Annotated in this window: 18 protein-coding genes; 6 read left to right on the plus strand and 12 right to left on the minus strand. The window is 64.0% G+C overall.

Translation table 11 applies throughout. From position 1 onward, the window contains the following. Positions 1 to 45 precede the first annotated feature (45 nt). A complete protein-coding gene (locus tag AB0O52_RS05885; protein WP_364534712.1) occupies positions 46 to 432 on the minus strand; it encodes an iron-sulfur cluster assembly accessory protein in 387 nt (128 codons plus the stop codon). 169 nt (positions 433 to 601) lie between these two features. Next, entirely contained in the window at positions 602 to 2,029 is a 1,428-nt protein-coding gene (locus AB0O52_RS05890; protein ID WP_364534715.1) for a dipeptidase, read from the minus strand. A gap of 121 nt (positions 2,030 to 2,150) precedes the next feature. Between AB0O52_RS05890 and AB0O52_RS05895 the strand changes: the two genes are divergently transcribed. Further along, positions 2,151 to 2,744 (plus strand): DUF3043 domain-containing protein, encoded by a 594-nt coding sequence (locus AB0O52_RS05895; protein WP_364534718.1) that lies wholly within the window; start codon positions 2,151 to 2,153, stop codon positions 2,742 to 2,744. Positions 2,745 to 2,868: 124 nt separating this feature from the next. On the opposite strand, the gene AB0O52_RS05900 is transcribed toward AB0O52_RS05895, so the two are convergent. Beyond that, positions 2,869 to 3,936 carry a quinone-dependent dihydroorotate dehydrogenase gene (locus AB0O52_RS05900; RefSeq protein WP_364534721.1) on the minus strand — a complete coding sequence of 356 codons (1,068 nt, stop codon included), beginning with the start codon at positions 3,934 to 3,936 and terminating at the stop codon, positions 2,869 to 2,871. Positions 3,937 to 4,004: 68 nt separating this feature from the next. Between AB0O52_RS05900 and AB0O52_RS05905 the strand changes: the two genes are divergently transcribed. Genes AB0O52_RS05905 through AB0O52_RS05915 form a run of 3 tightly spaced genes read left to right on the plus strand, consistent with a single transcriptional unit; the run spans position 4,005 to position 7,813 of the window. Then, positions 4,005 to 5,687 carry an FAD-binding dehydrogenase gene (locus AB0O52_RS05905; protein WP_364534724.1) on the plus strand — a complete coding sequence of 561 codons (1,683 nt, stop codon included), beginning with the start codon at positions 4,005 to 4,007 and terminating at the stop codon, positions 5,685 to 5,687. A gap of 9 nt (positions 5,688 to 5,696) precedes the next feature. Next, positions 5,697 to 6,743, plus strand: coding sequence for an alpha/beta hydrolase (locus AB0O52_RS05910; protein ID WP_364534727.1), 1,047 nt, complete (start codon positions 5,697 to 5,699; stop codon positions 6,741 to 6,743). Next, on the plus strand, positions 6,740 to 7,813 hold the full coding sequence (locus tag AB0O52_RS05915; protein ID WP_364534730.1) for an alpha/beta hydrolase: 1,074 nt from the start codon (positions 6,740 to 6,742) through the stop codon (positions 7,811 to 7,813). The genes AB0O52_RS05910 and AB0O52_RS05915 overlap by 4 nt, the downstream gene beginning before the upstream one ends. Here the strand turns inward: AB0O52_RS05915 and AB0O52_RS05920 are convergent. The 3 genes from AB0O52_RS05920 to leuA all read right to left on the minus strand — a co-directional run bounded on the left by AB0O52_RS05920 (position 7,801) and on the right by leuA (position 11,203). Then, a complete protein-coding gene (locus AB0O52_RS05920; protein WP_364534733.1) occupies positions 7,801 to 8,622 on the minus strand; it encodes an isoprenyl transferase in 822 nt (273 codons plus the stop codon). The two genes, AB0O52_RS05915 and AB0O52_RS05920, sit on opposite strands and share 13 nt — an antisense overlap. Before the next feature lie 2 nt (positions 8,623 to 8,624). Next, positions 8,625 to 9,380: a DNA repair protein RecO gene (recO, locus tag AB0O52_RS05925; RefSeq protein WP_364534736.1), complete on the minus strand. Its 756-nt coding sequence runs from the start codon at positions 9,378 to 9,380 to the stop codon at positions 8,625 to 8,627. A gap of 83 nt (positions 9,381 to 9,463) precedes the next feature. Continuing rightward, positions 9,464 to 11,203, minus strand: a complete 1,740-nt coding sequence (gene leuA / locus AB0O52_RS05930) for a 2-isopropylmalate synthase (protein WP_364534739.1) — start codon at positions 11,201 to 11,203, stop codon at positions 9,464 to 9,466. Between the two features lie 251 nt (positions 11,204 to 11,454). Between leuA and AB0O52_RS05935 the strand changes: the two genes are divergently transcribed. After that, entirely contained in the window at positions 11,455 to 13,407 is a 1,953-nt protein-coding gene (locus AB0O52_RS05935; protein ID WP_364534742.1) for a M13-type metalloendopeptidase, read from the plus strand. 23 nt (positions 13,408 to 13,430) lie between these two features. On the opposite strand, the gene AB0O52_RS05940 is transcribed toward AB0O52_RS05935, so the two are convergent. The 5 genes from AB0O52_RS05940 to AB0O52_RS05960 all read right to left on the minus strand — a co-directional run bounded on the left by AB0O52_RS05940 (position 13,431) and on the right by AB0O52_RS05960 (position 18,915). After that, positions 13,431 to 15,008 carry an LCP family protein gene (locus AB0O52_RS05940; RefSeq protein ID WP_364534745.1) on the minus strand — a complete coding sequence of 526 codons (1,578 nt, stop codon included), beginning with the start codon at positions 15,006 to 15,008 and terminating at the stop codon, positions 13,431 to 13,433. Positions 15,009 to 15,082: 74 nt separating this feature from the next. Further along, a complete protein-coding gene (era, locus tag AB0O52_RS05945; protein WP_284752235.1) occupies positions 15,083 to 16,045 on the minus strand; it encodes a GTPase Era in 963 nt (320 codons plus the stop codon). Further along, entirely contained in the window at positions 16,029 to 17,360 is a 1,332-nt protein-coding gene (locus tag AB0O52_RS05950; RefSeq protein ID WP_364534749.1) for a hemolysin family protein, read from the minus strand. The genes era and AB0O52_RS05950 overlap by 17 nt, the downstream gene beginning before the upstream one ends. Further along, on the minus strand, positions 17,357 to 17,830 hold the full coding sequence (gene ybeY, locus AB0O52_RS05955) for an rRNA maturation RNase YbeY (RefSeq protein WP_364534752.1): 474 nt from the start codon (positions 17,828 to 17,830) through the stop codon (positions 17,357 to 17,359). Before ybeY ends, AB0O52_RS05950 begins: the two co-directional genes overlap by 4 nt. Continuing rightward, complete coding sequence (locus AB0O52_RS05960; RefSeq protein WP_364534755.1) at positions 17,827 to 18,915, minus strand: PhoH family protein; 1,089 nt, start codon at positions 18,913 to 18,915, stop codon at positions 17,827 to 17,829. Before AB0O52_RS05960 ends, ybeY begins: the two co-directional genes overlap by 4 nt. Before the next feature lie 419 nt (positions 18,916 to 19,334). Between AB0O52_RS05960 and AB0O52_RS05965 the strand changes: the two genes are divergently transcribed. Beyond that, complete coding sequence (locus AB0O52_RS05965; RefSeq protein WP_364534758.1) at positions 19,335 to 20,222, plus strand: GerMN domain-containing protein; 888 nt, start codon at positions 19,335 to 19,337, stop codon at positions 20,220 to 20,222. Between the two features lie 33 nt (positions 20,223 to 20,255). On the opposite strand, the gene AB0O52_RS05970 is transcribed toward AB0O52_RS05965, so the two are convergent. After that, complete coding sequence (locus AB0O52_RS05970; protein ID WP_364534761.1) at positions 20,256 to 21,032, minus strand: 16S rRNA (uracil(1498)-N(3))-methyltransferase; 777 nt, start codon at positions 21,030 to 21,032, stop codon at positions 20,256 to 20,258. Position 21,033 lies beyond the last annotated feature (1 nt).

Consider the following 21,033-nt stretch of genomic DNA (forward strand, 5'->3'; position numbering starts at 1 on the left):
TTCAACCCGTTGCTGAACTGGGCCAACAGTCTGCGAATGCCCGGGCTAGTGGAACGAATCGCCGCAGGCGCAAGACCCGCCGGCGTTGGGGTTGTCGATGGTGAAGCCCTGCTTCGAGATGGTGTCCTCGAAGTCGATGCTGGCACCGCTCAGGTAAGGCACGCTCATCTTGTCGACAACCACTTCGACGCCGTCGTAGTCGCGGACGGCATCGCCGTCGAGCAGACGCTCGTCGAAATAGAGCTGGTAGATCAGGCCCGAGCAGCCGCCCGGCTGAACAGCGACGCGGAGCCGCAAGTCGGTGCGCCCTTCTTGTTCGAGAAGGCTCCGGACTTTGCCTGCGGCGACATCGGTCAACTTGACCTCGTGCTCAGGAAGCTCGCTGCCTGCGAGCTGCGCTCCGGTGCTGTTTTCGTTGGTTGCAGTGCTCATTGGCCTACCTTCTTATGACGCTCTTGGCGGCTGCGCCTTCACGCTGCCTGCCCTTACCCAAATACGTGCGGGCTATAGCTACATGCTACGTCGAGCCGGCGCATAGCTATAACTCCTAACGTAACCGGCCGGACCCTTGCCTTGTTCCCGGACCCTTGCAGGCGGCAGCTCAGAGGCCTTCCATGTTCAAACGGGCGAGCATCAGGGCCTCAGCCAGCACAGCATTGCGGAAATCGCCGATGTGGAGGGATTCGTTGGCGCTGTGGGCTCGCGAGTCCGGGTCTTCGACCCCGGTCACCAGGATCTGGACATCGGGATAGGTCTCCGTCAGGTCCGCGATGAACGGTATGGATCCACCGATCCCCATTTCGACGGCGGGCACACCCCAGGCTTCACCCAGCGCCCACATCGCGATCCGGGCCGCAGCCGATGATGTATCGGTGGAGAAGGCGTTGCCCCGCTCCCCCGGCACGAACGTCACCTTCGCACCGAAGGGCGCGTGCGCCTCCAGATGCCTTCCCACGGCGTCCATGGCGGCATCGGGATCCTGCCCGGGAGCCAAGCGCAGGCTGAACTTCGCCCGCGCGGCGGGGAGCAGCGTGTTGGATGCGACGTCGACGGCGGGCGCGTCGATGCCGATGATGGAGAGCGCGGGCTTGGTCCAAAGCCTTGAAGCGATGCTGCCGCTGCCTGCGAGCCGTACGCCGTCGAGCACGGAGGCGTCGGCGCGGTACTGTTCCTCGTCGACGTCCTCTACTACGTCGTCCCTGGCCACCAAGCCCTCGATGGCCACGTTGCCGTCGTCGTCGTGCAGGGTGGCGATGAGGCGGGATAAAAGGGTCGGCGCATCCAGCACGGGACCACCGAACATGCCCGAGTGCACGGCGTGATCGAGGACCCGCACTTCGAAGGTGCCGTCCACCAAGCCGCGGAGACTGGTTGTCAGCGCGGGAACGCCGACTTTCCAGTTGCTTGAATCCGCAACGACGATGACGTCCGCTTCGAGGAGTTCGCGGTGTGTCTCGAGGAAAGTGCGGAACGTGGGCGAACCGGCTTCCTCTTCGCCTTCGAAGAACAACGTGACACCAAGCCCGAAATCGTCTCCCAATACCTGGGTCACCGCCGCATAGGAAGCCAGATGGGCCATAATTCCGGCTTTGTCGTCGGCCGCGCCCCGGCCATAAAGGCGGCCATCGCGTTCCTCGGCCACAAAGGGCTCGGTGTCCCACAAGGTTACGTCGCCCGGCGGTTGCACATCGTGGTGCGCGTAAAGCAGGATCGTTGCTTTGCCCGGCGCGGCAACGCGGCGAGCAACAATGGCAGGGCCTCCCGGGGTCCCGTCGGCCTTGTCGCAGCGCAGGATTTGAACGTCGCCGAAGCCCGACTGGCGGACCAGCGCCGCGACGGCCTCGGCGCTACGCTCCAGTTCCGCCGGGTCAAAGCTGGGCCAGGCGATCCCCGGGATGGCGACCAGGGCCTTCAAACGGGCCATGGTCTCGCCGAAAGAAGCATCGATAGAGGACTTGAGCGCATCAACATTGATCGTGCCGGAGCCGCCGGAAAAGGTCTGCGGGATCTCCGCATTCATTGAAGTCATGGCGAAAACACTACCGCCGCGAGTGGCGCCGGGGAACCGGACCTGGCAGCGTGGCTGGCTCATTCGCTGGGCGGCACGTCACGTCGACTTTGGCGCGGTTCCTGCGGGGTATTCTGTAGTGGTGTTTGGACGTAAAAAGGATGAGCCGAGCGCTCAAGACCAAGTAGACCAGCTTGCCGCCGATGCCGCCGTGAAAGGCCCTGGCAAGGGCGCTCCCACGCCCAAGCGCAAGGAACAGGAAGCGGCCCGCAAGCGGCCCCTCGTGCCGACGGACCGCAAGGCCTCGAAAGAAGCCGAGCGCATTGCCGTGCAGGATCAGCGCCAGAAAATGCGCCAGGCCCTGGACACCGGGGACGAAAAGTACTTGCCCCTGCGGGACAAGGGACCCCAGAAGCGTTTTGCGCGCGACTATGTCGATGCCCGTTTCAGCCTGGGTGAGTACTTGATGTTCGGTGCCCTGCTTTTCGTGGTCATCTCCTTCATCATTCCTTCAGGAAGCGACGTCCTGAGCTATATCCTGATCGGCTTCTGGGTCATGTTCCTCGCGGTCTTCGCGGATGTGTTCATCCTTTCCCGCAAGTTGCGCAAGGGCTTGACGCAGAAGTTCGGCGACGTCGAGCGTGGCACGGTCTGGTACGGCAGCATGCGTTCACTGCAATTCCGTCGCCTGCGCCTGCCGAAGCCGCAAGTGCAGCGGGGCCAGTACCCCGCCTAAGGCCCCCCAATCGCCAAGGACAAGAGTCCTACGAATCAAAAAGACCCTGGAACCGCTGTTCCAGGGTCTTTTGCTTGACCGCACTTGGTGGTCCGGTGCTCGTCTGCCTGCTTAGCGGCGACGCTTAACTGCGACGTTTGGCCAAGGCCCTGTTGATCCCGGCAGCCCAGAACGGACCTTCGTAGAGGAATGCCGTGTAGCCCTGCACGAGGGTTGCTCCGGCGTCGAGCCTTTCCTGGACGTCGGCCGCGGACTGCACTCCGCCGACCGCGATGAGCACCAGGCCCTCCCCCACGGCGGCCTTCAGCCGGCGCAGTACCTCGAGCGAACGCTCCTTGAGCGGCGCGCCGGAGAGCCCGCCGGCGCCGCACGCGTCCACTTTGCCCGGGTCGGAAACCAGGCCTTCCCGGCTGATGGTGGTGTTGGTGGCAATGATCCCGTCGAGCTTGAGGTCCAAGGCGAGGCGGGCGACGTCGTCGATGTCCTCGTCGCTCAGGTCCGGTGCGATCTTGACGAGCAGCGGCACATGGCGGCCGGCCGATTCGTCCGCGGCGTCTCCAACGGCGCGCAGGAGGGGGCGAAGGGTTTCGACGTTCTGGAGCAGGCGCAGTCCCGGAGTGTTGGGCGAGCTGACATTGACTACCAGGTAGTCGGCGGCGGGTGCCAGGCTGCGGGCGCTGACCAAATAGTCCTCGACTGCGTCGTCGAGCTCAACAACCTTGGTCTTGCCGATGTTGACTCCGATCACGGGGCGGACTCCCGAATGCGTCCGCTGCAGGGCCGCCCGCGCAGCCTTGAGCCGGGGGGCCACGGCCGCTGCACCGTCGTTGTTGAAGCCCATGCGGTTGATCACGGCCTTGTCCTCGACCAGGCGGAAAAGCCGGGGCTTCTCATTGCCGGGCTGCGCCTGGCCGGTGATCGTACCCACTTCCACATGGCCGAAGCCCAGCTCAGCGAGGGCCTCGACTCCATGGCCCTCTTTGTCAAAGCCCGCCGCAAGGCCAAAAGGCGATGGGAAGGTCAGCCCGAAAGCCTCCGTGCGCAGGGAGGGGTGCGGAGCGGTCATTTTGGCCAGAACGCGTCCTGCGCCTGAGCGGTGTGCAAAGCGGATCGCCTGGAAGCCGATCTTGTGGGCTTTTTCGGCATCCATCCAGGAGAAGGCCAGCTTGAAGAATGTGGGGTAAACGCGCATGGTCCTAGTTTTCCGGTTTACGGGTCGCGCACCAAACCAGCGCGGTTACCGGACGGTAGCATGTACGAATGCCGCACAATCCGCGTGAGGGAGTTCACTCCAAGGCAAACATAGAAGCCGACGTTGTTGTCATCGGGGCGGGACTGTCGGGACTGGTCGCCGCCGCCCAAGCCTATGCCGACGGCAGACAGGTTGCTGTCCTGGACCAGGAACCGCCCGCCTCCGTGGGCGGTCAGGCACATTGGTCCTTCGGCGGCTTGTTCCTGGTCAACTCCCCGGAGCAGCGGCGGTTGGGCGTCAAGGACAGTGCCGAGCTCGCCCTGGGCGACTGGCTCGCGTCCGCGGCGTTTGACCGGCCGGAAGACTCCTGGGCGCGGCGTTGGGCGGAAGCCTACGTGGATTTTGCCGCCGGCGAGAAACGCCGGTGGCTGAGCTCCCTCGGCGTGCGGCTCTTTCCCTTGGTGCAGTGGGCCGAGCGGGGCGGCTATGGTCCCCAGGGCCACGGCAACACGGTCCCGCGGTTCCACGTCACGTGGGGCACGGGACCCGGCGTCGTGCAGCCGTTCCTGGCAAAAGTCAACGAAGGCGTGGCCCAGGGAAGGATTTCCCTCCACTTCCGGCATCGCGCCACGGAGATTACGACGACGGCGGGTTCCGTCACCGGGGTCGGCGGCGAGATCCTTGAGGCGTCCGGAGCAGGACGCGGCCAAGCGTCGCCAAGGACCGTCGTCGGGCACTTTGCGGCGACTGCGGGAGCTATCATCGTGACTACCGGCGGGATCGGCGGGAACCACGCTACGGTGCGGAAGCAATGGCCGGACAATAGCGCTCCAGAACACATGCTGAGCGGCGTACCCGCTTCCGTCGACGGCGAGTTCCTCGCTGCCGCCGCAGCCGCCGGCGGTACGCTCATCAACGGCGACCGCATGTGGCACTACCCCGAAGGCATCCACAACCACTCCCCCGTATGGCCTTCGCACGGCATCCGGATACTTCCCGGACCGTCGTCGCTGTGGATTGACGCGACGGGACGGCAGTTGCCTGCACCGCTGTTTCCAGGCTTCGATTCGCTCGGCGCCCTCAGGCATATCCTGGCGGGCGGGCACGGACATTCGTGGTTCGTGTGCAACCGCACCATCGCGCTGAAGGAGTTCGCCCTCTCAGGCTCGGAACAGAACCCGGACCTCACCGGCAAGGACATCAGGCTCCTTGCCTCCAGGCTCAATCACGGCAGCGATACCCCATTGCGCCTTTTCCTGGACCGCGGCGTGGATTTCCTGCAGGCGGCAACAGCCGCCGGGCTCGCCGCCAAAATGAACTCGTTGACAGGCTCGGCACTGATTGATCCCGCCCGACTCGATTCACTCATCCACGACCGGGACCTGCAAGTGGCGAGCGGGCTGGGCAAGGATCCGCAGCTCGCCGCGATCCGGGCGGCCCGGCGTTTCGCCACCGACAAGATCATGCGCGTGGCCCCTCCGCATCGGCTCACTGACCCGGAACACGGTCCCCTCGTGGCTGTGCGGCTCTCCGTCCTGACGCGCAAGAGCCTGGGCGGACTCCAAACAGACCTTCGTTCACGCGTCCTTGGCGATTCCGGAGTTCCCGTCCCGGGCTTGTATGCGGCGGGCGAGGCTGCCGGCTTCGGCGGAGGAGGAATCCATGGCTACCGGGCGTTGGAAGGGACGTTCCTTGGCGGGTGCCTGTTCTCCGGACGTGCGGCCGGGCGCGATGCCGCGGCGAGTGTCTAAGCTGTTCCCATGGAGTGGCAGACCGATATTCTCGGTGCGGACTTTGAGAGTTGCGCATTCGAGGCGACCGGGCCTGATGGAGTTGTCCGGCGCGCAACGCTGGTCCGCCATGTCCCGCGCCAGGGCGCAGGAAGTCCCGGTGATCCTGCCTTGCCGGCCAACCGTTCGGTCCTGTTCCTGCACGGTTGGAGCGACTACTTTTTCAATGTCGCCCTCGCGGAGTTCTGGACGGGACAAGGTTTCCAGTTCTATGCGTTGGATATGCACAACCATGGCCGCAGCCTGCAAGCGGACACGCCAGGCGGTTACGTTGAGGACCTGAACGACTACGACGCCGAAATCAGCCAAGCCATTGACATGATCCGCTCGGGAGAGGAGCTTGGCGGGGAGCCGGGCTCGTTGACGCTCATGGGGCATTCCACAGGGGGGCTCGTGGCAGCTTTGTGGGTCAGCAGCCACCCCGGCTCGGTCCAGTACCTCGTCCTTAATAGCCCGTGGCTTGAAATGCACGGAAGTTCCGTCGTCCGCCGCGCAGCCCAGACCATGGTGAAGCCGCTCGCGCGGTTCCGGCCCAAGACAATCCTGCGCTTGCCCGAACGAGGGTTCTATTACCGGAGCATCAGCAGCTCGGCCGAGGGAGAATGGCTCCTCGACGACAAATACCGTCCGCCGTTGGCTTTCCCCATGCGGGCCGGTTGGCTCAGTGCGGTCCTCAGCGGCCACACGAGGGTAGCCCGTGGGCTGAGGATAGACATCCCGATCCTGGTCTTGATTTCCGGGGCGAGCGCCAACGGCATGGTCTGGCAGGAGTCAATGCGGCATTCGGACGCCGTCCTGGACGTCAACACCATGGCCGTCCGTGCCATGACCCTCGGCCGAACCGTCACCCTGGAACGGGTGGACGGCGGCCTCCACGACGTGTTCCTGTCGGCCGGTCCGGTGCGGGCAGATGCCTACGACAGGCTTGCGCGGTGGATTCACGGGTACATTGCCAATGGGCCACGGACGGTACCTCCGGCGGGCCACGAGCTTGGACAATCGGGGGAAACGCCATGACTACGGAATTGGGGTTGCCGGTCTGGCAACAGGACTTTCTCGGCGGTGGTTTCGAGGCCTTGGAGCTCGAACTTCCACCGGACGATGAGGGGCCCGTCTGCGCCACCCTCGTCCGATACGTCCGCCCGGTACCCGCTACATCGGTGCCCCACGGCCTCCTGGATGCGCTGACGGCATTCACTCGACGTCGGCGCCGGAGCGACGTTCCCGTCACCCCGGGGCCACCGCGGGTGGTGTTGTATCTCCACGGCTGGGCCGACTACTTCATGCAGACAGAGTTGGCTGAGTTCCTGGGCGCCTCAGGGTTCCATTTCTATGCCCTTGACCTGCGCAAGTTCGGGCGGAGCCTGCGGCCGGGCCAGACTCCCGGCTACACCACGGACCTGTCGGTCTACGACGAAGACCTCGACGCCGCCCTGCAGGCCATCCAGCGGGATATCGCCGAGCTGACGGGCAGCGCGGAGGCACCCACCATCCACCTCGTGGCCCATTCGCTGGGCGGGCTGATCGCGGCGTTGTGGGCCGACCGGAATCCCGGCCGCATTGCCACGCTGACGTTGAATTCGCCATGGTTGGAGCTCCAGGGCAGCAGCCTGATCCGCAGCATCGCCATGCACGTGGTGGAGCCGTTCGCGCGCACCGACCCCAAGCGTCCTTTCCGTTTCCCGGAGATGCCGGCTTACTGGGAAAGCGTGAGCAACATGGCCCACGGCGAGTGGACCCTTGATCCGGAATGGAGGCCGCGGGCTTCCTTCCCGATCCGCGCAGGGTGGACCAAGGCAGTCCTGGCGGGCCACGCCGCCGTCGAGCGCAAACTCAATATCGACGCTCCGGTGCTCGTGCTGCTTTCCGGCCGGACCCGGATCCAGGCTGAGTGGACCGCGGAGCTCATGCGCGTCGACGCCGTGATCGACGTCGAGCAGACTGCCCGCCGGGCGCTGGGCCTCGGACGCCGGACGGCGGTATTCCGCTACCCGGGTGCACTCCACGATGTGTTCCTGTCACGGCGCACCGTCCGGCAGCAGGCCTACAGGGACGTGGCCATCTGGTTGGCTTCCTACCCGGACTGAGCTGCAGCGTCCACCGCGCCTCCGTAGCGCCGATCCCGTTTGGCATAGATCTCGACGGCGTCCCACAGGGTCCTGCGGTCGACGTCGGGCCATAGCGTATCCATGAAGACGAATTCCGCGTAGGCCGATTGCCACAAGAGGAAGTTCGAAAGGCGCTGCTCGCCGGAGCTCCGCAGGAACAGGTCCACATCCGGAAGGTCCGGTTCATCGAGGTACTTCTGGATGGTCTTCTCGGTGACCGAGCCGGGCTTCAGGCGGCCATCGGCAACATCCCGGGCAATCGCGGCCACGGCATCGGCGATCTCGGCCCGGCCGCCGTAGTTAACACACATGGTCAAGGTGCACGTGTCGTTGCCGCGCGTGTAATCCTCGGCTTCCTCCAGCTCCTTGATGACGGAACCCCAAAGCTTGGGCCGCCGCCCTGCCCAGCGGATCCGCACTCCCCAATCATCGAGCTGGTTGCGCTGCCGGCGCAGCACATCCTTGTTAAATCCCATGAGGAAGCGCACTTCTTCAGGAGAACGGCGCCAGTTTTCGGTGGAGAAAGCGTAGACACTGACGTACTTGATGCCAAGTTCGATCGCACCCGCCATCACATCCAGCAAGGCCGGCTCTCCGGCCTTGTGGCCCTCGATACGCGGGAGGCCGCGTTGGTTCGCCCAGCGGCCGTTGCCGTCCATGACGATAGCTACGTGCCGCGGTACCAGCTCGGCAGGGATGGCCGGCGGCTTGGCGCCTGAGGGATGGTGGTAGGGGGCCCTCACCGGGGTGGTCCGCGCCGTTGCCGTCTTCTTTTTTCCCAGTGCCACTTTCAGCTTCGCTCCACATGTTTGAGGGACTTCAATGCTCGTTCAAGATGCCATTGCAGGTAGCTTGCCACCAATCCGGCGGCCTCCCGGCGATGCAAGGTTTCAGACACATCCGCAGTTGTCCAGTCCCCCGTCAGCAGCGCGCCCAGCAGAATGACGGTTTCGGGTGCCGGCGCCGGCGAACCCGGCGGGCGGCAGTCGTGGCAGATCATTCCGCCCAACGGAGCGGAAAAAGCCATGTGCGGACCGCTCGCCCCGCAGCGGGCGCAATCCGTGAAACTGGGCGCCCAACCGCCTGTCGCCAAGGCGCGGAGCAGGTAGGAATCGAGAATGAGCTCGGGCGGGTGGTCGGAACGGCTCAACGCGGCAAGAGCCCCGACAAGCAGGTTGTATTGGGCGGTTCCCGAATCGGCGTCGGCGTCCGTCAGCTTTTCTGCGGTCTCCGTCATGGCCGCAGCGACGGTATACCGGGAGTAATCTGCGGCGATCGAGCTCCCGTAGGCTCCCTTGGCGACAGCCTGCGTGACGATGTCCAGGGTCCGGCCGGCAACGAGTTGCAGGTCAGCCACCATGAACGGCTCCAAGCGGGCCCCGAACCGGCTGCTGGTTCTACGTACGCCCTTGGCAACCGCCCGTACTTGTCCGTGGTGCTTCGTCAGCAAAGTGATGATGCGGTCCGCTTCGCCCAGCTTGTGGGTGCGCAGCACTACGGCATCGTCCCGATAGGACCGCGCTGCAAACGACGAAGGATTGGCCACAGTTAATCTTCGCACCACACCGGGCCTGATCGGGTCCGGTGAAGCCGTGCGGCGCCGTGTTGAGGGCGCCGCACGGCAAATGGCTATGCCCGGACAGCCCTGATGGCGCGGTTGACGGCCGAGATGACTGCCTTGAGCGCTGCGGTGCTCGTGTTGGGATCGATACCGACACCCCAGAGGACCCGCTCGCCAACAGCGCATTCCACGTAAGCGGCGGCGGTGGCGCTGCCACCTTCGGAAAGGGCGTGTTCCGTGTAGTCCAGGACTCGGACGTCCACGCCGTCTTGTCGCAGGATGTCCAGCATCGCCGCGATCGGTCCGTTGCCCGTTCCGGTTCGCTGGACTACCGAGCCGTCAACGCGAAGGGCTGCATGCAGGGTGAGCTCGCCGGACTCATCGGTCTCGGTGCGGATGGAACCCAGCGAATAGCGTCCCCACTGGCCATCGGGTGTGCTGGCCGGCAGGTACTCGTCCTGGAACATTGCCCACAACTGGGCGCCGCTGACTTCGCCGCCCACGGTGTCGGTGCGGTGCTGGATGACGCCGGAGAATTCGATTTGTGCCCGGCGCGGCAGGTCTAGGCTGTGTTCGTTCTTGAGCAAGTACGCCACACCGCCCTTTCCGGACTGCGAGTTGACGCGGATGACTGCCTCGTAGCTGCGGCCCAGGTCCTTGGGATCGATCGGCAGGTACGGAACCTGCCACGTGAAGTCGTCCACGGCCTTGCCGGCAGCGGCAGCGTCCCTCTCAAGGGCTTCGAAACCCTTCTTGATGGCGTCCTGGTGCGAACCGGAGAACGCCGTGAACACCAGGTCCCCGCCATACGGGGAACGTTCGGGGACGGGCAGCTGGTTGCAGTACTCCACGGTCCGACGGACTTCGTCGATGTCCGAGAAGTCGATCATCGGATCGACGCCTTGAACGAACATGTTCAGGCCCAGGGTGACCAGGTCCACATTGCCGGTACGCTCGCCGTTGCCGAACAAGCAGCCCTCGATGCGGTCGGCGCCGGCCAGGTAGCCCAATTCCGCGGCGGCTACGCCGGTGCCGCGATCGTTGTGCGGGTGGAGGGAGATGATGATGCCGTCACGGGGATGCAGGTTCCGGTGCATCCATTCGATGGAATCCGCGTAGACATTGGGAGTGGCCATTTCCACCGTCGCGGGCAGGTTGATGATGACCTGCCTGTCAGCGGAGGCTTCGAAAACGTCGGCGATTGCGTTGCAGACACGCGCTGCGTACTCAAGCTCGGTTCCGGTGAAGGACTCCGGCGAGTACTCGTACGTGATGTGGGTGTCCGTGAGGGTTTCCTCGTACTTCTTGCACAAGCGGGCACCTTGCAGGGCGATGTCCAGGATGCCGTCCTCGTCCTGGTTGAACACGACGCGGCGCTGCAGAACCGACGTGGAGTTGTACAGGTGGACGATGGCCTGCTTGGCGCCCAGGAGTGATTCATACGTGCGCTCGATCAGGTGTTCACGCGCCTGAGTCAGGACCTGGATGGAGACGTCATCCGGAATGTGGCCGCCTTCGATGAGCTGGCGTACGAAGTCGAAGTCGGTCTGCGAGGCGGACGGGAAGCCGACCTCGATTTCCTTGTAGCCCATCTTCACCAGCAGCTGGAACATTTTCAGCTTGCGGGCCGGGCTCATGGGGTCGATCAGGGCCTGGTTGCCGTCACGGAGGTCCACAGCGCACCAGCGCGGAGCCTTGGTGATGACCTTGTCCGGCCAGGTGCGGTCCGGCAGTTCGACCTTGATCTGGTCCTGGAAAGGGACGTACCGGTGAATGGGCATTCCGGAGGGCTTTTGTGCGTTGCGCATGTCTTGGGGCCTTTTCTCTTAATCTTTGATGGAAGATTGGCCGGGCATAGCTAACTCCGCAGCGAGGGTTGGCCTAGCGAATGATCGCTTACGAGGCCCCGCCGCGGCAGCTAAGGAGAAGCATTCCTGCACGCACCATTTCACAGTAACACGGGTGCGTATGATGACAATGCAATACCAGAAGCAACGTCCACTATGCAGACGCGGGAACGGTGGTGAGCCGGATCCGATCGTCGTCCGAAGGAGTTCTTGTGCCACAGTCGGGGATCACACTGTCCAATATCGATGAAAGCGTCAGGCCGCAGGACGACCTTTACCAGCACGTCAACGGGGCGTGGCTGAAGTCGACGGTCATCCCCGACGACCGGCCGCTTGAGGGAACGTTCACTGCGTTGCGGGATGGCGCTGAACTGGCAGTCAAAGCGATCATCGAGGAAGCTGCCGCAAAGGGCGAAGACGCCAGCGGCATCGAACGCAAAGTAGGCGGGCTCTACAACAGCTTCATGGACGAGGAGGCCGCCGAGGCCAAGGGCATGGAGCCCATCCGCGCCCGGCTCGCGGAGGTCTTTGCCACGGTTTCGCCGGCCGACGTGGTTGCCCTGACCGGGCGGCTGTTCCGCTCGGATGTTTCCGGACTCTTCTCTATCTATCCTGCTCCCGACGCCGGGAACCCGGACCGGGTCCTGTTGTACATCGGCCAGGGCGGCCTGGGGCTTCCCGACGAGTCGTACTATCGGGACGCGAAGTTCGAAGGCATTGTCAGCGCTTATGCGAAATACGTCGCCAAACTCTTCGGCCTGGCAGGCATTCCCGACGCCGACAATGCCGCCACGCGCGTTGTCGCCCTTGAAAAGGCCCTTGCCTCGCATCATTGGGACAACGTCACCCTCCGCGATCCGCAGAAGACCTACAACCTCAAGACCGCGGAAGAGGGCCGTGAACTGTTCCCGTACCTTGACTCGTGGTTCGATTCGGCCCGCATCGAGGGGGACAAATTCACCGAGCTGGTGGTGAGTACTCCTGATTTCTTCACGGGTGCGTCCACCCTTATCGAGTCCGAGTCCCTTGCCACGTGGCAGGAGTGGCTTGCCCTGCGTGTGCTCAATGCCGCCGCCCCCTATCTTTCGTCGGCATTCGTGGACGCAAACTTCGATTTCTACGGCACCACCCTGAGCGGCACTCCGCAGAACAAGGACCGCTGGAAGCGCGGAGTCGCCGTCGTCGAAGCCGCCCTGGGCGAGGCGGTAGGCCAGATCTACGTGGAGCGGCACTTCCCCGAAGGTTACAAGGCCAGGATGCAGACGTTGGTTGCCAGACTGATCGAGGCTTACCGCCAGAGCATCACGGCGCTCGACTGGATGGGCGAGGACACCAAGGCCGAAGCGCTGAAAAAGCTTGAGGCCTTCCGGCCGAAGATTGGTTTCCCGGACAAGTGGATCGACTATTCCGCCGTCGACATTGATCCGACTGATCTTCTGGGCAACGTCGAGCGGGCGCACAACGCCGACGTCGACCGTCACCTCGATGAGGTCGGCAAGCCGGTCGATCTCGACAAGTGGCTCATGACGCCGCAGACCGTCAACGCGTACTACCATCCGATGCTGAACGAGATTGTCTTCCCGGCTGCGATCCTGCAGCCGCCCTTCTTCACGGCGGAGGCCGACGACGCGGTCAACTACGGCGGCATCGGCGCGATCATCGGCCATGAAATCGGACACGGCTTCGACGACCAAGGCTCACAGTTCGACGGAAGTGGAGCGCTGCGGAACTGGTGGAGCGAGGAGGACCGCAAGGCTTTCGAAGCACTGGCGGCAAAGCTCGTGGCCCAGTTCGACGCCCTTGCCCCCTATGCCGCTCCGGACCACAAGGTCAACGGGAAGCTCACGCTCGGCGAAAACATCGGTGACCTGGGCGGCCTGACGATCGCCTACAAGGCTTACCTCCTGAGCCTTGACGGTGCCGAGCCGCCGGTTCTCGATGGCCTGACCGGCCAGCAGCGCTTCTTCATGTCCTGGGCTGCCGGCTGGCGCCAGGTCATCCGTCCTGAGGAAGCGATCCGGCGCGTCGCCACGGACCCGCACTCCCCCAACGAGTTCCGGACCAATGCCATCGCCAAGAACCTTGACTCGTTCCATGAGGCGTTCGCGGTGGAAGCCGGGGATGGCATGTGGCTCTCGCCCGCGGATCGCGTCAGTATCTGGTAGCCAGCAAGGGTTTTCCTGTGCTGCTACCTCGGGATGAGTGCGGGGTTGACCGCCTGGCATTTCACGTCGCCTGCGGTCTGCTTGACGACGTCGGACGGAACAGAGGCAACCCCGTACTTGGTCCCTGAATCGAAGTCACTGCCGATGTAGACCTGGACCCCGACGACTCCGTTGGATGGTTCGACTTGTGAGGCCGGGATCCCCAGGAGATTGGCGACATCCGGCGCGACGTCGGCATAGCCGGCCCCGTAATAGACGACGGTCTTGGGCACCGCGGCCGCAAGGAAGTGTGCGGCTTTCGTGAATCCGCCGCCAACCAGGGCGCCGGCGATCTCCTGGCCGCGGGAGGCGACGCCTGTTCCGTCGGCAACGGTCACTGGCTGAAGGGCCTTGTCATAGGCGGGAACAGCGGGAGCGCTCGGTGCCGGCGCCGCGCTGCTGGACGGGGCGCCGGGCGCGGCCGCCGAGGGACTGGCCGATGGGGTGGCCGTGGCCCCCGGGTTTGTCAGGTCCAGGTTCGCGCGCATGGCGGCGAACAGCTGGGAGGCCTGCGGTTGGACCAATTCGAGCCTGTTGGGATCGACGGCGGCGGGCTGGGTGGGAACGGAGACGAACGCAACCTTGGACAAGTCAACGTCCTTGAGGCGGCTCCCGATTGTCAGGAGCGACTGGACGGACGCAAGGCCTTCGTCCACGGTGAGGTTCTTTGTCACGGCATCCGCGATGGTCAACAGGCTCTGCGGATTGCCGAGCGTGCCATCAGATTTGATCTTCCGGGTCAGTGCGGAAAGGAAACCCTGCTGGGCCTGGATGCGGCCGAGGTCGCTTCCGTCGCCAAAACCGTGGCGGGTCCGGAGGAAGGCCAAGGCCTGCTCCCCCTGGACCTTCGATGTTCCCTTGGGGAGCCGGAGCCCGGAGTCGGGATCGTAGACGGCGTCGCTCACGCAAACGTCGACTCCGCCTACGGCGTTGGACAGCTCCTTGACCGCGTTGAAGTCGGCCATCATGAAGTGGTCGATTTGCAGTCCCATGAGTTTGTTCACTGTATCGACGGCGCAACCGATCCCGGCTTCTGCCATGGCCGAGTTGATCATGACGTTGGAATGGGCTTGATAGACGGTATTGGTTTTGGGATCGGTGCACTTCGGAACATTCACCAGGAGGTCGCGGGGAATGCTGGTGAGGCTCACCCTCTTGTTGTCCGCTGAAATGTCCAGCACCATCATGACATCCGACTGCCCATAGCCGGCGGAGTCCTGGGCGGATCCGTATTGCGAATTCTTCCCGTCCCTGGTGTCGGAACCGAGGATGAGGATCTGCAAGCGGTCGGTGGCATCGTTCGCAGCGGCCTCCGTCCTCGGTGCGCCTGCCGACAACGGTGCCGTGCTGATGTTCGACTGCAAGCGGATGACCCAGTAAGCGGCGAAAGCGATACCGGCAACCAACAGCACTGACACCGTCACGGCAGTGACCTTGAGCCAGGGCGGGAGGCCCTTGGGAGCATTCATGTGGCGGGGGGTGCAGGGAGCTTCCCCGTGGCGTGCAGCGCCGGGGGCACCTATGGTGCCGGGCTCCTGAACGCGTGCATCGCGACGTCGCACGACTCGCTCAACCTTTCCTCGGAAAATGGGATTCGGACCATTTTACGAGCCCAAACTGGGAACTTCCCCAGCGCTCAGAATCCCAGCTTCACGAGTTGCTTCGGGTCGCGCTGCCAGTCCTTGGCCACTTTCACGTGCAGGTCGAGGTAGATCTTGGTTCCCAAAAGGGCCTCAATGCCCTTGCGTGCGTTCGTTCCGACCTCGCGCAGCCGGCTTCCGGCCTTGCCGATGATGATGGCCTTCTGGGACGGGCGTTCAACGTACAAATTCACCCGCACGTCGAGGAGCGGGTTGTCTTCGGAGCGGCCTTCGCGGGGCAGGATTTCCTCCACCACCACGGCCAGGGAGTGCGGAAGCTCGTCACGGACGCCTTCCAGGGCTGCTTCCCGGATGAGTTCGGCGACCATGACAGCCTCTGGCTCATCAGTGAGTTCACCGTCCGGGTAGAGAGGCGGCGAAGGAGGCATGTGGCCGATGAGGACGTCGGCGACCGTATTGACCTGGAAGCCGTCGGTCGCGGAAACCGGAACGATATCGGCCCAGCCCTGTTCGCCAAGGACTTCGCGGCCCAGCGCGGCTACGGCCAGGAGCTGCTCGGTCAACGCCTGGCGGTCCACCAGGTCGGTCTTGGTGACAAGTGCGATGATCGGCTTGCGTCCGACGGCGGCCAGCTGGGCTGCGATGTACTTGTCGCCCGGTCCGATCTTCTCGTTGGCGGGCAGGCAAAAACCAATGGCGTCGACTTCGGAGAGGGTGTCCGCGACGAGATCGTTGAGCCTCTTGCCAAGAAGGGTACGCGGGCGGTGAAGGCCCGGAGTGTCCACGAGGATAAGCTGGGCGTCCTCCCGATGGACAATGCCGCGGATCGTGTGCCTCGTGGTCTGCGGCTTTGCCGAGGTGATGGCCACCTTCTGCCCGACCAAAGCGTTGGTGAGGGTGGACTTGCCGGCATTGGGCCGGCCCACAAGAACCGAGAAGCCTGCGTGGAAGCCGCCGAAGTCCTGATCGGCGTCGAACTTCTTATTGTGCTTGCTCACGTGGAACTCCCTGTTGCGTTGTGTCGGCCTCGTCGAGAAGGTCTTCAAGGTCAGTGTCTTCTTTTGGAATGGCTGCCGCAATGATATGGCTGACCCGGTTTCGCCGGCCTTCCAGCCTATCGGCTTTCAAGGAGATCCCGTCCACCTCCACCGCACTGCCTACGATCGGCACCTTGCCCAGGGTCTTGGCCAGGAGGCCGCCCACTGTGTCCACTTCGTCGTCGTCGAGGTCAATGTCGAAAAGTTCGCCGAGGTCATCGATGCTCATCCGTGAGCTGACGCGATACGTGCCATCTCCCAAGTCAGTGACCTCCGCATCGTTGGAGTCGTACTCATCCACGATCTCCCCCACGAGTTCCTCGATAAGGTCCTCCAGCGTCACCAGTCCGGCTGTGCCGCCGTATTCGTCAATGACTACAGCCACATGGGTGGACTCTTGCTGCAGCTCGCTCAGGAGGTCGCTGACAGGCTTTGATTCGGGAACGAAACGTGCCTCGCGGGCTATGGCATCAACGTCCTGGCGCGCCGATGGCTGTTCCGGGCGGTGCAATGCGGCGGCAACGTCCTTCAAGTAGAGAATGCCGCGGATTTGGTCCGCGTTCTCGCCGATGACCGGGATCCTTGAGTACCCGGAGCGCAGGAACAGGGCCATGGCCTGTTCCAGGCTGGAGCCGGACTCGATGCTCACAATGTCCGTTCGGGGCACCATCACCGAGCGCACCAGGGTGTCGCCGAAATCGAAGACCGACTGGATGAGTTCGGCCTCGCTGTCCTCGATCATGTCGGATTCCGTGGCCCTGTCGACGAGTTCACGGAATTCTTCCTCGCTGAAGAAAGCTTCATCGCCGCTGGGCGCTCCGGGTGCCACGACGCTGCCGATCCTCACGAGCCAGCCTGGAATGGGACCCAGGATCCAGCACAGGAACCTGATGAGCGGGGCCGAGTAGCGGACCACGCCGCCTGAGTGGGCGCGTCCGAGCTGGCGGGGCGAGACGCCCACCAAAACGAAACCAATGACGGCCATGATGCCCGTCGCCGCCAGACCGGCAAGCCAGACGTTCTCGAGGAGGCTGTGCATGACGACGGCGACGGCCACCGCGGCAGCCATTTCGAACCAGACCCGCCAGAACCGCAGCGCGCGAATGTGCGCAATGGGCTGGGCGAGGATACTGCGAAGGGAATTCCCCCGGCTCCTGACGACGGCTTGCTCCGCGTCGTGCCGCGGCAGGAAGGTGAAGGCAGCCTCAGCCGCGGTCAGCAGGGCGACGAAACTGAGGAACACCAACGCCATCCCGACCAGGATGAGCGAGGTCACAGCATGGTCTCCATGGGGGCGTCCTTGCCAAGGAACGCGGACAGCAGCTCACGCTGCAGGCCGAACATCTCTTCCCTTTCCTCCGGTTCGGCGTGGTCGAAACCGAGCAGGTGGAGGATTCCGTGCGTGCAGAGCAGGAGCATTTCATCCTGCGTGGAATGACCTGCGTTGCGCGCCTGTACTTCGGCGACCTGCGGGCAGATGGCGATGTCGCCCAGCATGCCTTGCGGAGCCGGCTTGCCCGGTGTCCCCGGCGTCAACTCATCCATCGGAACAGACAGGACATCGGTAGCGCCGGGTTCGTCCATGAGCTCGATGTGGAGCTTTTCCATGGCGGGTTCATCCACCAGGAGGATGGAAAGTTCGGCCTGGGGGTGAATGTAGAGCCGCTCGAAGATGAAGCGTGAAAGGGTCACCAATTGTGCCTCGTCCACCTGGACGCCGGACTCGTTGTTGACCTCGATGCTCATCGGTGTTCTCCCCGTTTGTCGTGGATCGGCGTGTGCTGGGCACGCACCCGGTGCTTTTCATCCCATGTGCTGTAGGCGGACACAATGTCGGCGACGAGCCGGTGCCTGACGACGTCGGAAGCGTCCAACATCGTAAAGTTCACGCCGTCGATCCCGCTGAGGATTTCCTGGACAATGCGCAGGCCGGAGGTGGCGCCGAAGGGCAGGTCCACCTGCGTGATATCCCCCGTGACGACCATCTTGGAGCCGAAGCCCAGGCGGGTCAGGAACATCTTCATCTGTTCCGCGGTGGTGTTCTGGGCCTCATCAAGGATGATGAACGCGTCGTTGAGCGTGCGGCCGCGCATGTACGCAAGCGGCGCCACCTCGATGGTTCCGGCAGCCATGAGGCGCGGGATGGATTCCGGGTCCATCATGTCGTGCAAGGCGTCGTACAAAGGGCGCAGATACGGGTCGATCTTGTCGCTCAACGTTCCCGGCAGGAAGCCGAGCCGCTCTCCTGCCTCGACGGCGGGCCGCGTGAGGATGATGCGGCTGACTTCCTTGAGCTGCAGTGCCTGAACGGCTTTGGCCATCGCGAGGTACGTCTTGCCGGTGCCTGCAGGGCCGATCCCGAAGATGACGGTGTTGTCGTCGATGGCGTCGACGTAGTTCTTCTGGTTGAGCGTCTTGGGGCGGATGGTGCGCCCGCGGCTCGAAAGGATGTTGTGGGTCAGCACTTCCACGGGGTTTTGCAGCGACTGGCTGCGCAACAAGGACACAAGCTGCTGCAGCACGTCCGGGGTGATGACCGTCCCCTTGCCGACCAGGCCGCGGACTTCTTCCAGAAGCCGCATGATCCGGGGAACATCGCTTGACGGTCCGCTGAAGGAGAGCTCGTTGCCGCGCACATGGAAGTCGACGCCGGGGAACTGCGCTTCGATGTAGCGCAACGCCTCGTCATGGCTGCCAAGGGTCTGAACCATCTGATCCGAGTTGTCGAAGATGACAACTTCCGTCCGGGCGCCCGGGACAGAGTGCGGGAACTCGGCCGGACCTGTGTCAACGCTGCCGGCCTTGGGCCGCCCGTTCAATGATTCTGTCATAGTGCTGGCCTTGCGGCCTGTGCTCCTCCGGCTTGGTGATGTCCATCGATTTCTCCGATGTCCGTCTGCTGGATGGGCGCAGGATCGCGGGCCTCGGATGCATTCAATCCTACGCCAGCCAGTCCCGGGGGTGGTTCCGGACCGTGCCCGGCGGGCTGCGGACGGCCGATCGGCGCCGCTTTGGTATCAACTCGGCATCGACCTCGTATCAATCGCATTGCAGTTGCCTGCCGGAGCATCGAAACGCCAGCCGGGGCCCATGGGACTGTGACAAGCTGATTCATGGGCAAAAATGCCCCTGTGCCCGGCCCCCGGGCGCATGACTCCCCCGCACCACAGCGGCCGAACACGAGCAGGAATCCACCATCACCAGGCCAGCCGGGATTTCACACGGCACACGCATCCGGAAACGTTCCGCCATGCTTGTGACCGCCCTGACGGCTGCCTTGTTCCTGTCGGGTTGCATTGCCGACCGCACGGTACAGGGATCCACGACGGCGGTCCCCGCCCCGACAGCTGCCCTGCAGACGGCCCCGGACAGCAATGCTCCGCTCGAAACAACCCAGGCCTCAAACAAGATCCCCGTGTATTGGATCGGGCGCAGCGACACGGACACCTTCCTGTACCGCGAATTCCGTGACAACCCGGGCAATGAGAACCCCATCACCACGGCCCTGCGGATCATGATGTCCCAGAAGCCGTTGGATCACGATTTCTTCACTCCGTGGCAGAACCCGGGCAGCTTGGCGACCTCGATTTCCGGTAAGAACGTGGTCACAGTCGATGTTTCCCGCGACGCGTTCAATTCCAATCTCGACGCCGGGACGGCTCAGCGGGCGGTCCAGGAACTCGTCTACACCGCTACCGCTGCGGCCGCGAGTTCAGGCCTGATCGATTCCGGACAGCAGATCAAAGTGACCATCCTGGTGGACGGACACACTGACTACATGGCATTCGGACAGGTCAAACTCGGCGATCCGATGGTCCGCGACGCATCCATGGTGGCACCCGTGTGGATCATCGACCCGCAGGAGGACCTGACCTTGCTTGCCGGTCCGGTCAAGTTCAACGGCCGGAGCACGGATCCCTCGAAGAAACTGCACTGGCAAATCCTTCGCGAGAATTCAAACGGCGATAAGTCGTCCTACCTCACCGGGCAGACCACGGCTTCGACCGTTCCGGGACAAGGCGGGGTCTTCAGCTTCACAGTGGGGCTCGGAGCTGGCCGCTATGAATTGCGGGTTTCCTTGGTGGGACCCAACGACGCGGACGTCGCGACGGATACCCGGAGTTTCAACGTTCGCTAAGGACGCGCGCTGGTCAAGGACGTGCGCTGCGGGCTACCAGCGCCCCAGGATGTCGCTGGCCAGCACGACGGCGGCAGGACCTGCCGTCGAGGAGCGAAGCACATGGTGGCCCAAGAGGGCGGTGACGGCGCCGACGTCGCTGAGCTTCGTCACCTCGCGCGGTGAAATGCCGCCCTCCGGGCCGACGATGAGCAGGACCTCCCGTCCCGCTCCGGTATCCGCGTCGGAAACCTGGCCCTGCCACTTCTCCAGGACCTCCCGCAGCGGACGTTTCGCGTCCTCGTGCAGGATGATCGCCAGGTCAGCCGCTGCAACCGCAGCAGCCAGGCCGGAGCCGTCGACGGCGGCACGCACCTCGGGAATCCACGCGCGCCGCGCCTGCTTGGCGGCTGCGGTGGCCACGGACTGCCACTTCGCGTGGGCTTTGGCGGCCCGGTCGCCCTTCCAACGGACGATCGAACGTTCCGCCTGCCAGGGCACGACGGCGTCGATCCCCAGTTCCGTTGCAGTCTCAACTGCAAGCCCGTCACGGTCGCCCTTCGCGAGGGCCTGGACCAGCACGAGCCGCACCGTTGGCTGCTGCTCCTCATCGACCGCGGAGGCAAGGACTGTCAAGGTTCCCTGCCCGGATTCCGTCACAGTGCCGGTAAGCCGTCTTCCGGCGCCGTCGGCGATATCGACGGCTTCGCCGATTTCCAGGCGCTTGACGGTGACAGCATGCCTGGCTTCGGCGCCGTCGAGCACGAAAGAATCACCAGGGCCCAGCCCGTCAAGCGTTCCGGCTGCTGTGAAGAATAAGGGGTTGCTCACT

This window comes from Arthrobacter sp. NPDC080073 (assembly GCF_040686575.1).
Lineage (GTDB): Bacteria > Actinomycetota > Actinomycetes > Actinomycetales > Micrococcaceae > Arthrobacter.

Bases quoted from the DNA above. Each gene is read 5' to 3' on its own strand.
- AB0O52_RS05885 (WP_364534712.1), bottom strand. From the start codon at position 432: ATGAGCACTGCAACCAACGAAAACAGCACCGGAGCGCAGCTCGCAGGC.
- AB0O52_RS05890 (WP_364534715.1), bottom strand. From the start codon at position 2,029: ATGACTTCAATGAATGCGGAGATCCCGCAGACCTTTTCCGGCGGCTCC.
- AB0O52_RS05900 (WP_364534721.1), bottom strand. From the start codon at position 3,936: ATGCGCGTTTACCCCACATTCTTCAAGCTGGCCTTCTCCTGGATGGAT.
- AB0O52_RS05905 (WP_364534724.1), top strand. From the start codon at position 4,005: ATGCCGCACAATCCGCGTGAGGGAGTTCACTCCAAGGCAAACATAGAA.
- AB0O52_RS05910 (WP_364534727.1), top strand. From the start codon at position 5,697: ATGGAGTGGCAGACCGATATTCTCGGTGCGGACTTTGAGAGTTGCGCA.
- AB0O52_RS05915 (WP_364534730.1), top strand. From the start codon at position 6,740: ATGACTACGGAATTGGGGTTGCCGGTCTGGCAACAGGACTTTCTCGGC.
- leuA (WP_364534739.1), bottom strand. From the start codon at position 11,203: ATGCGCAACGCACAAAAGCCCTCCGGAATGCCCATTCACCGGTACGTC.
- ybeY (WP_364534752.1), bottom strand. From the start codon at position 17,830: ATGAGCATCGAGGTCAACAACGAGTCCGGCGTCCAGGTGGACGAGGCA.
- AB0O52_RS05960 (WP_364534755.1), bottom strand. From the start codon at position 18,915: ATGACAGAATCATTGAACGGGCGGCCCAAGGCCGGCAGCGTTGACACA.
- AB0O52_RS05965 (WP_364534758.1), top strand. From the start codon at position 19,335: ATGCTTGTGACCGCCCTGACGGCTGCCTTGTTCCTGTCGGGTTGCATT.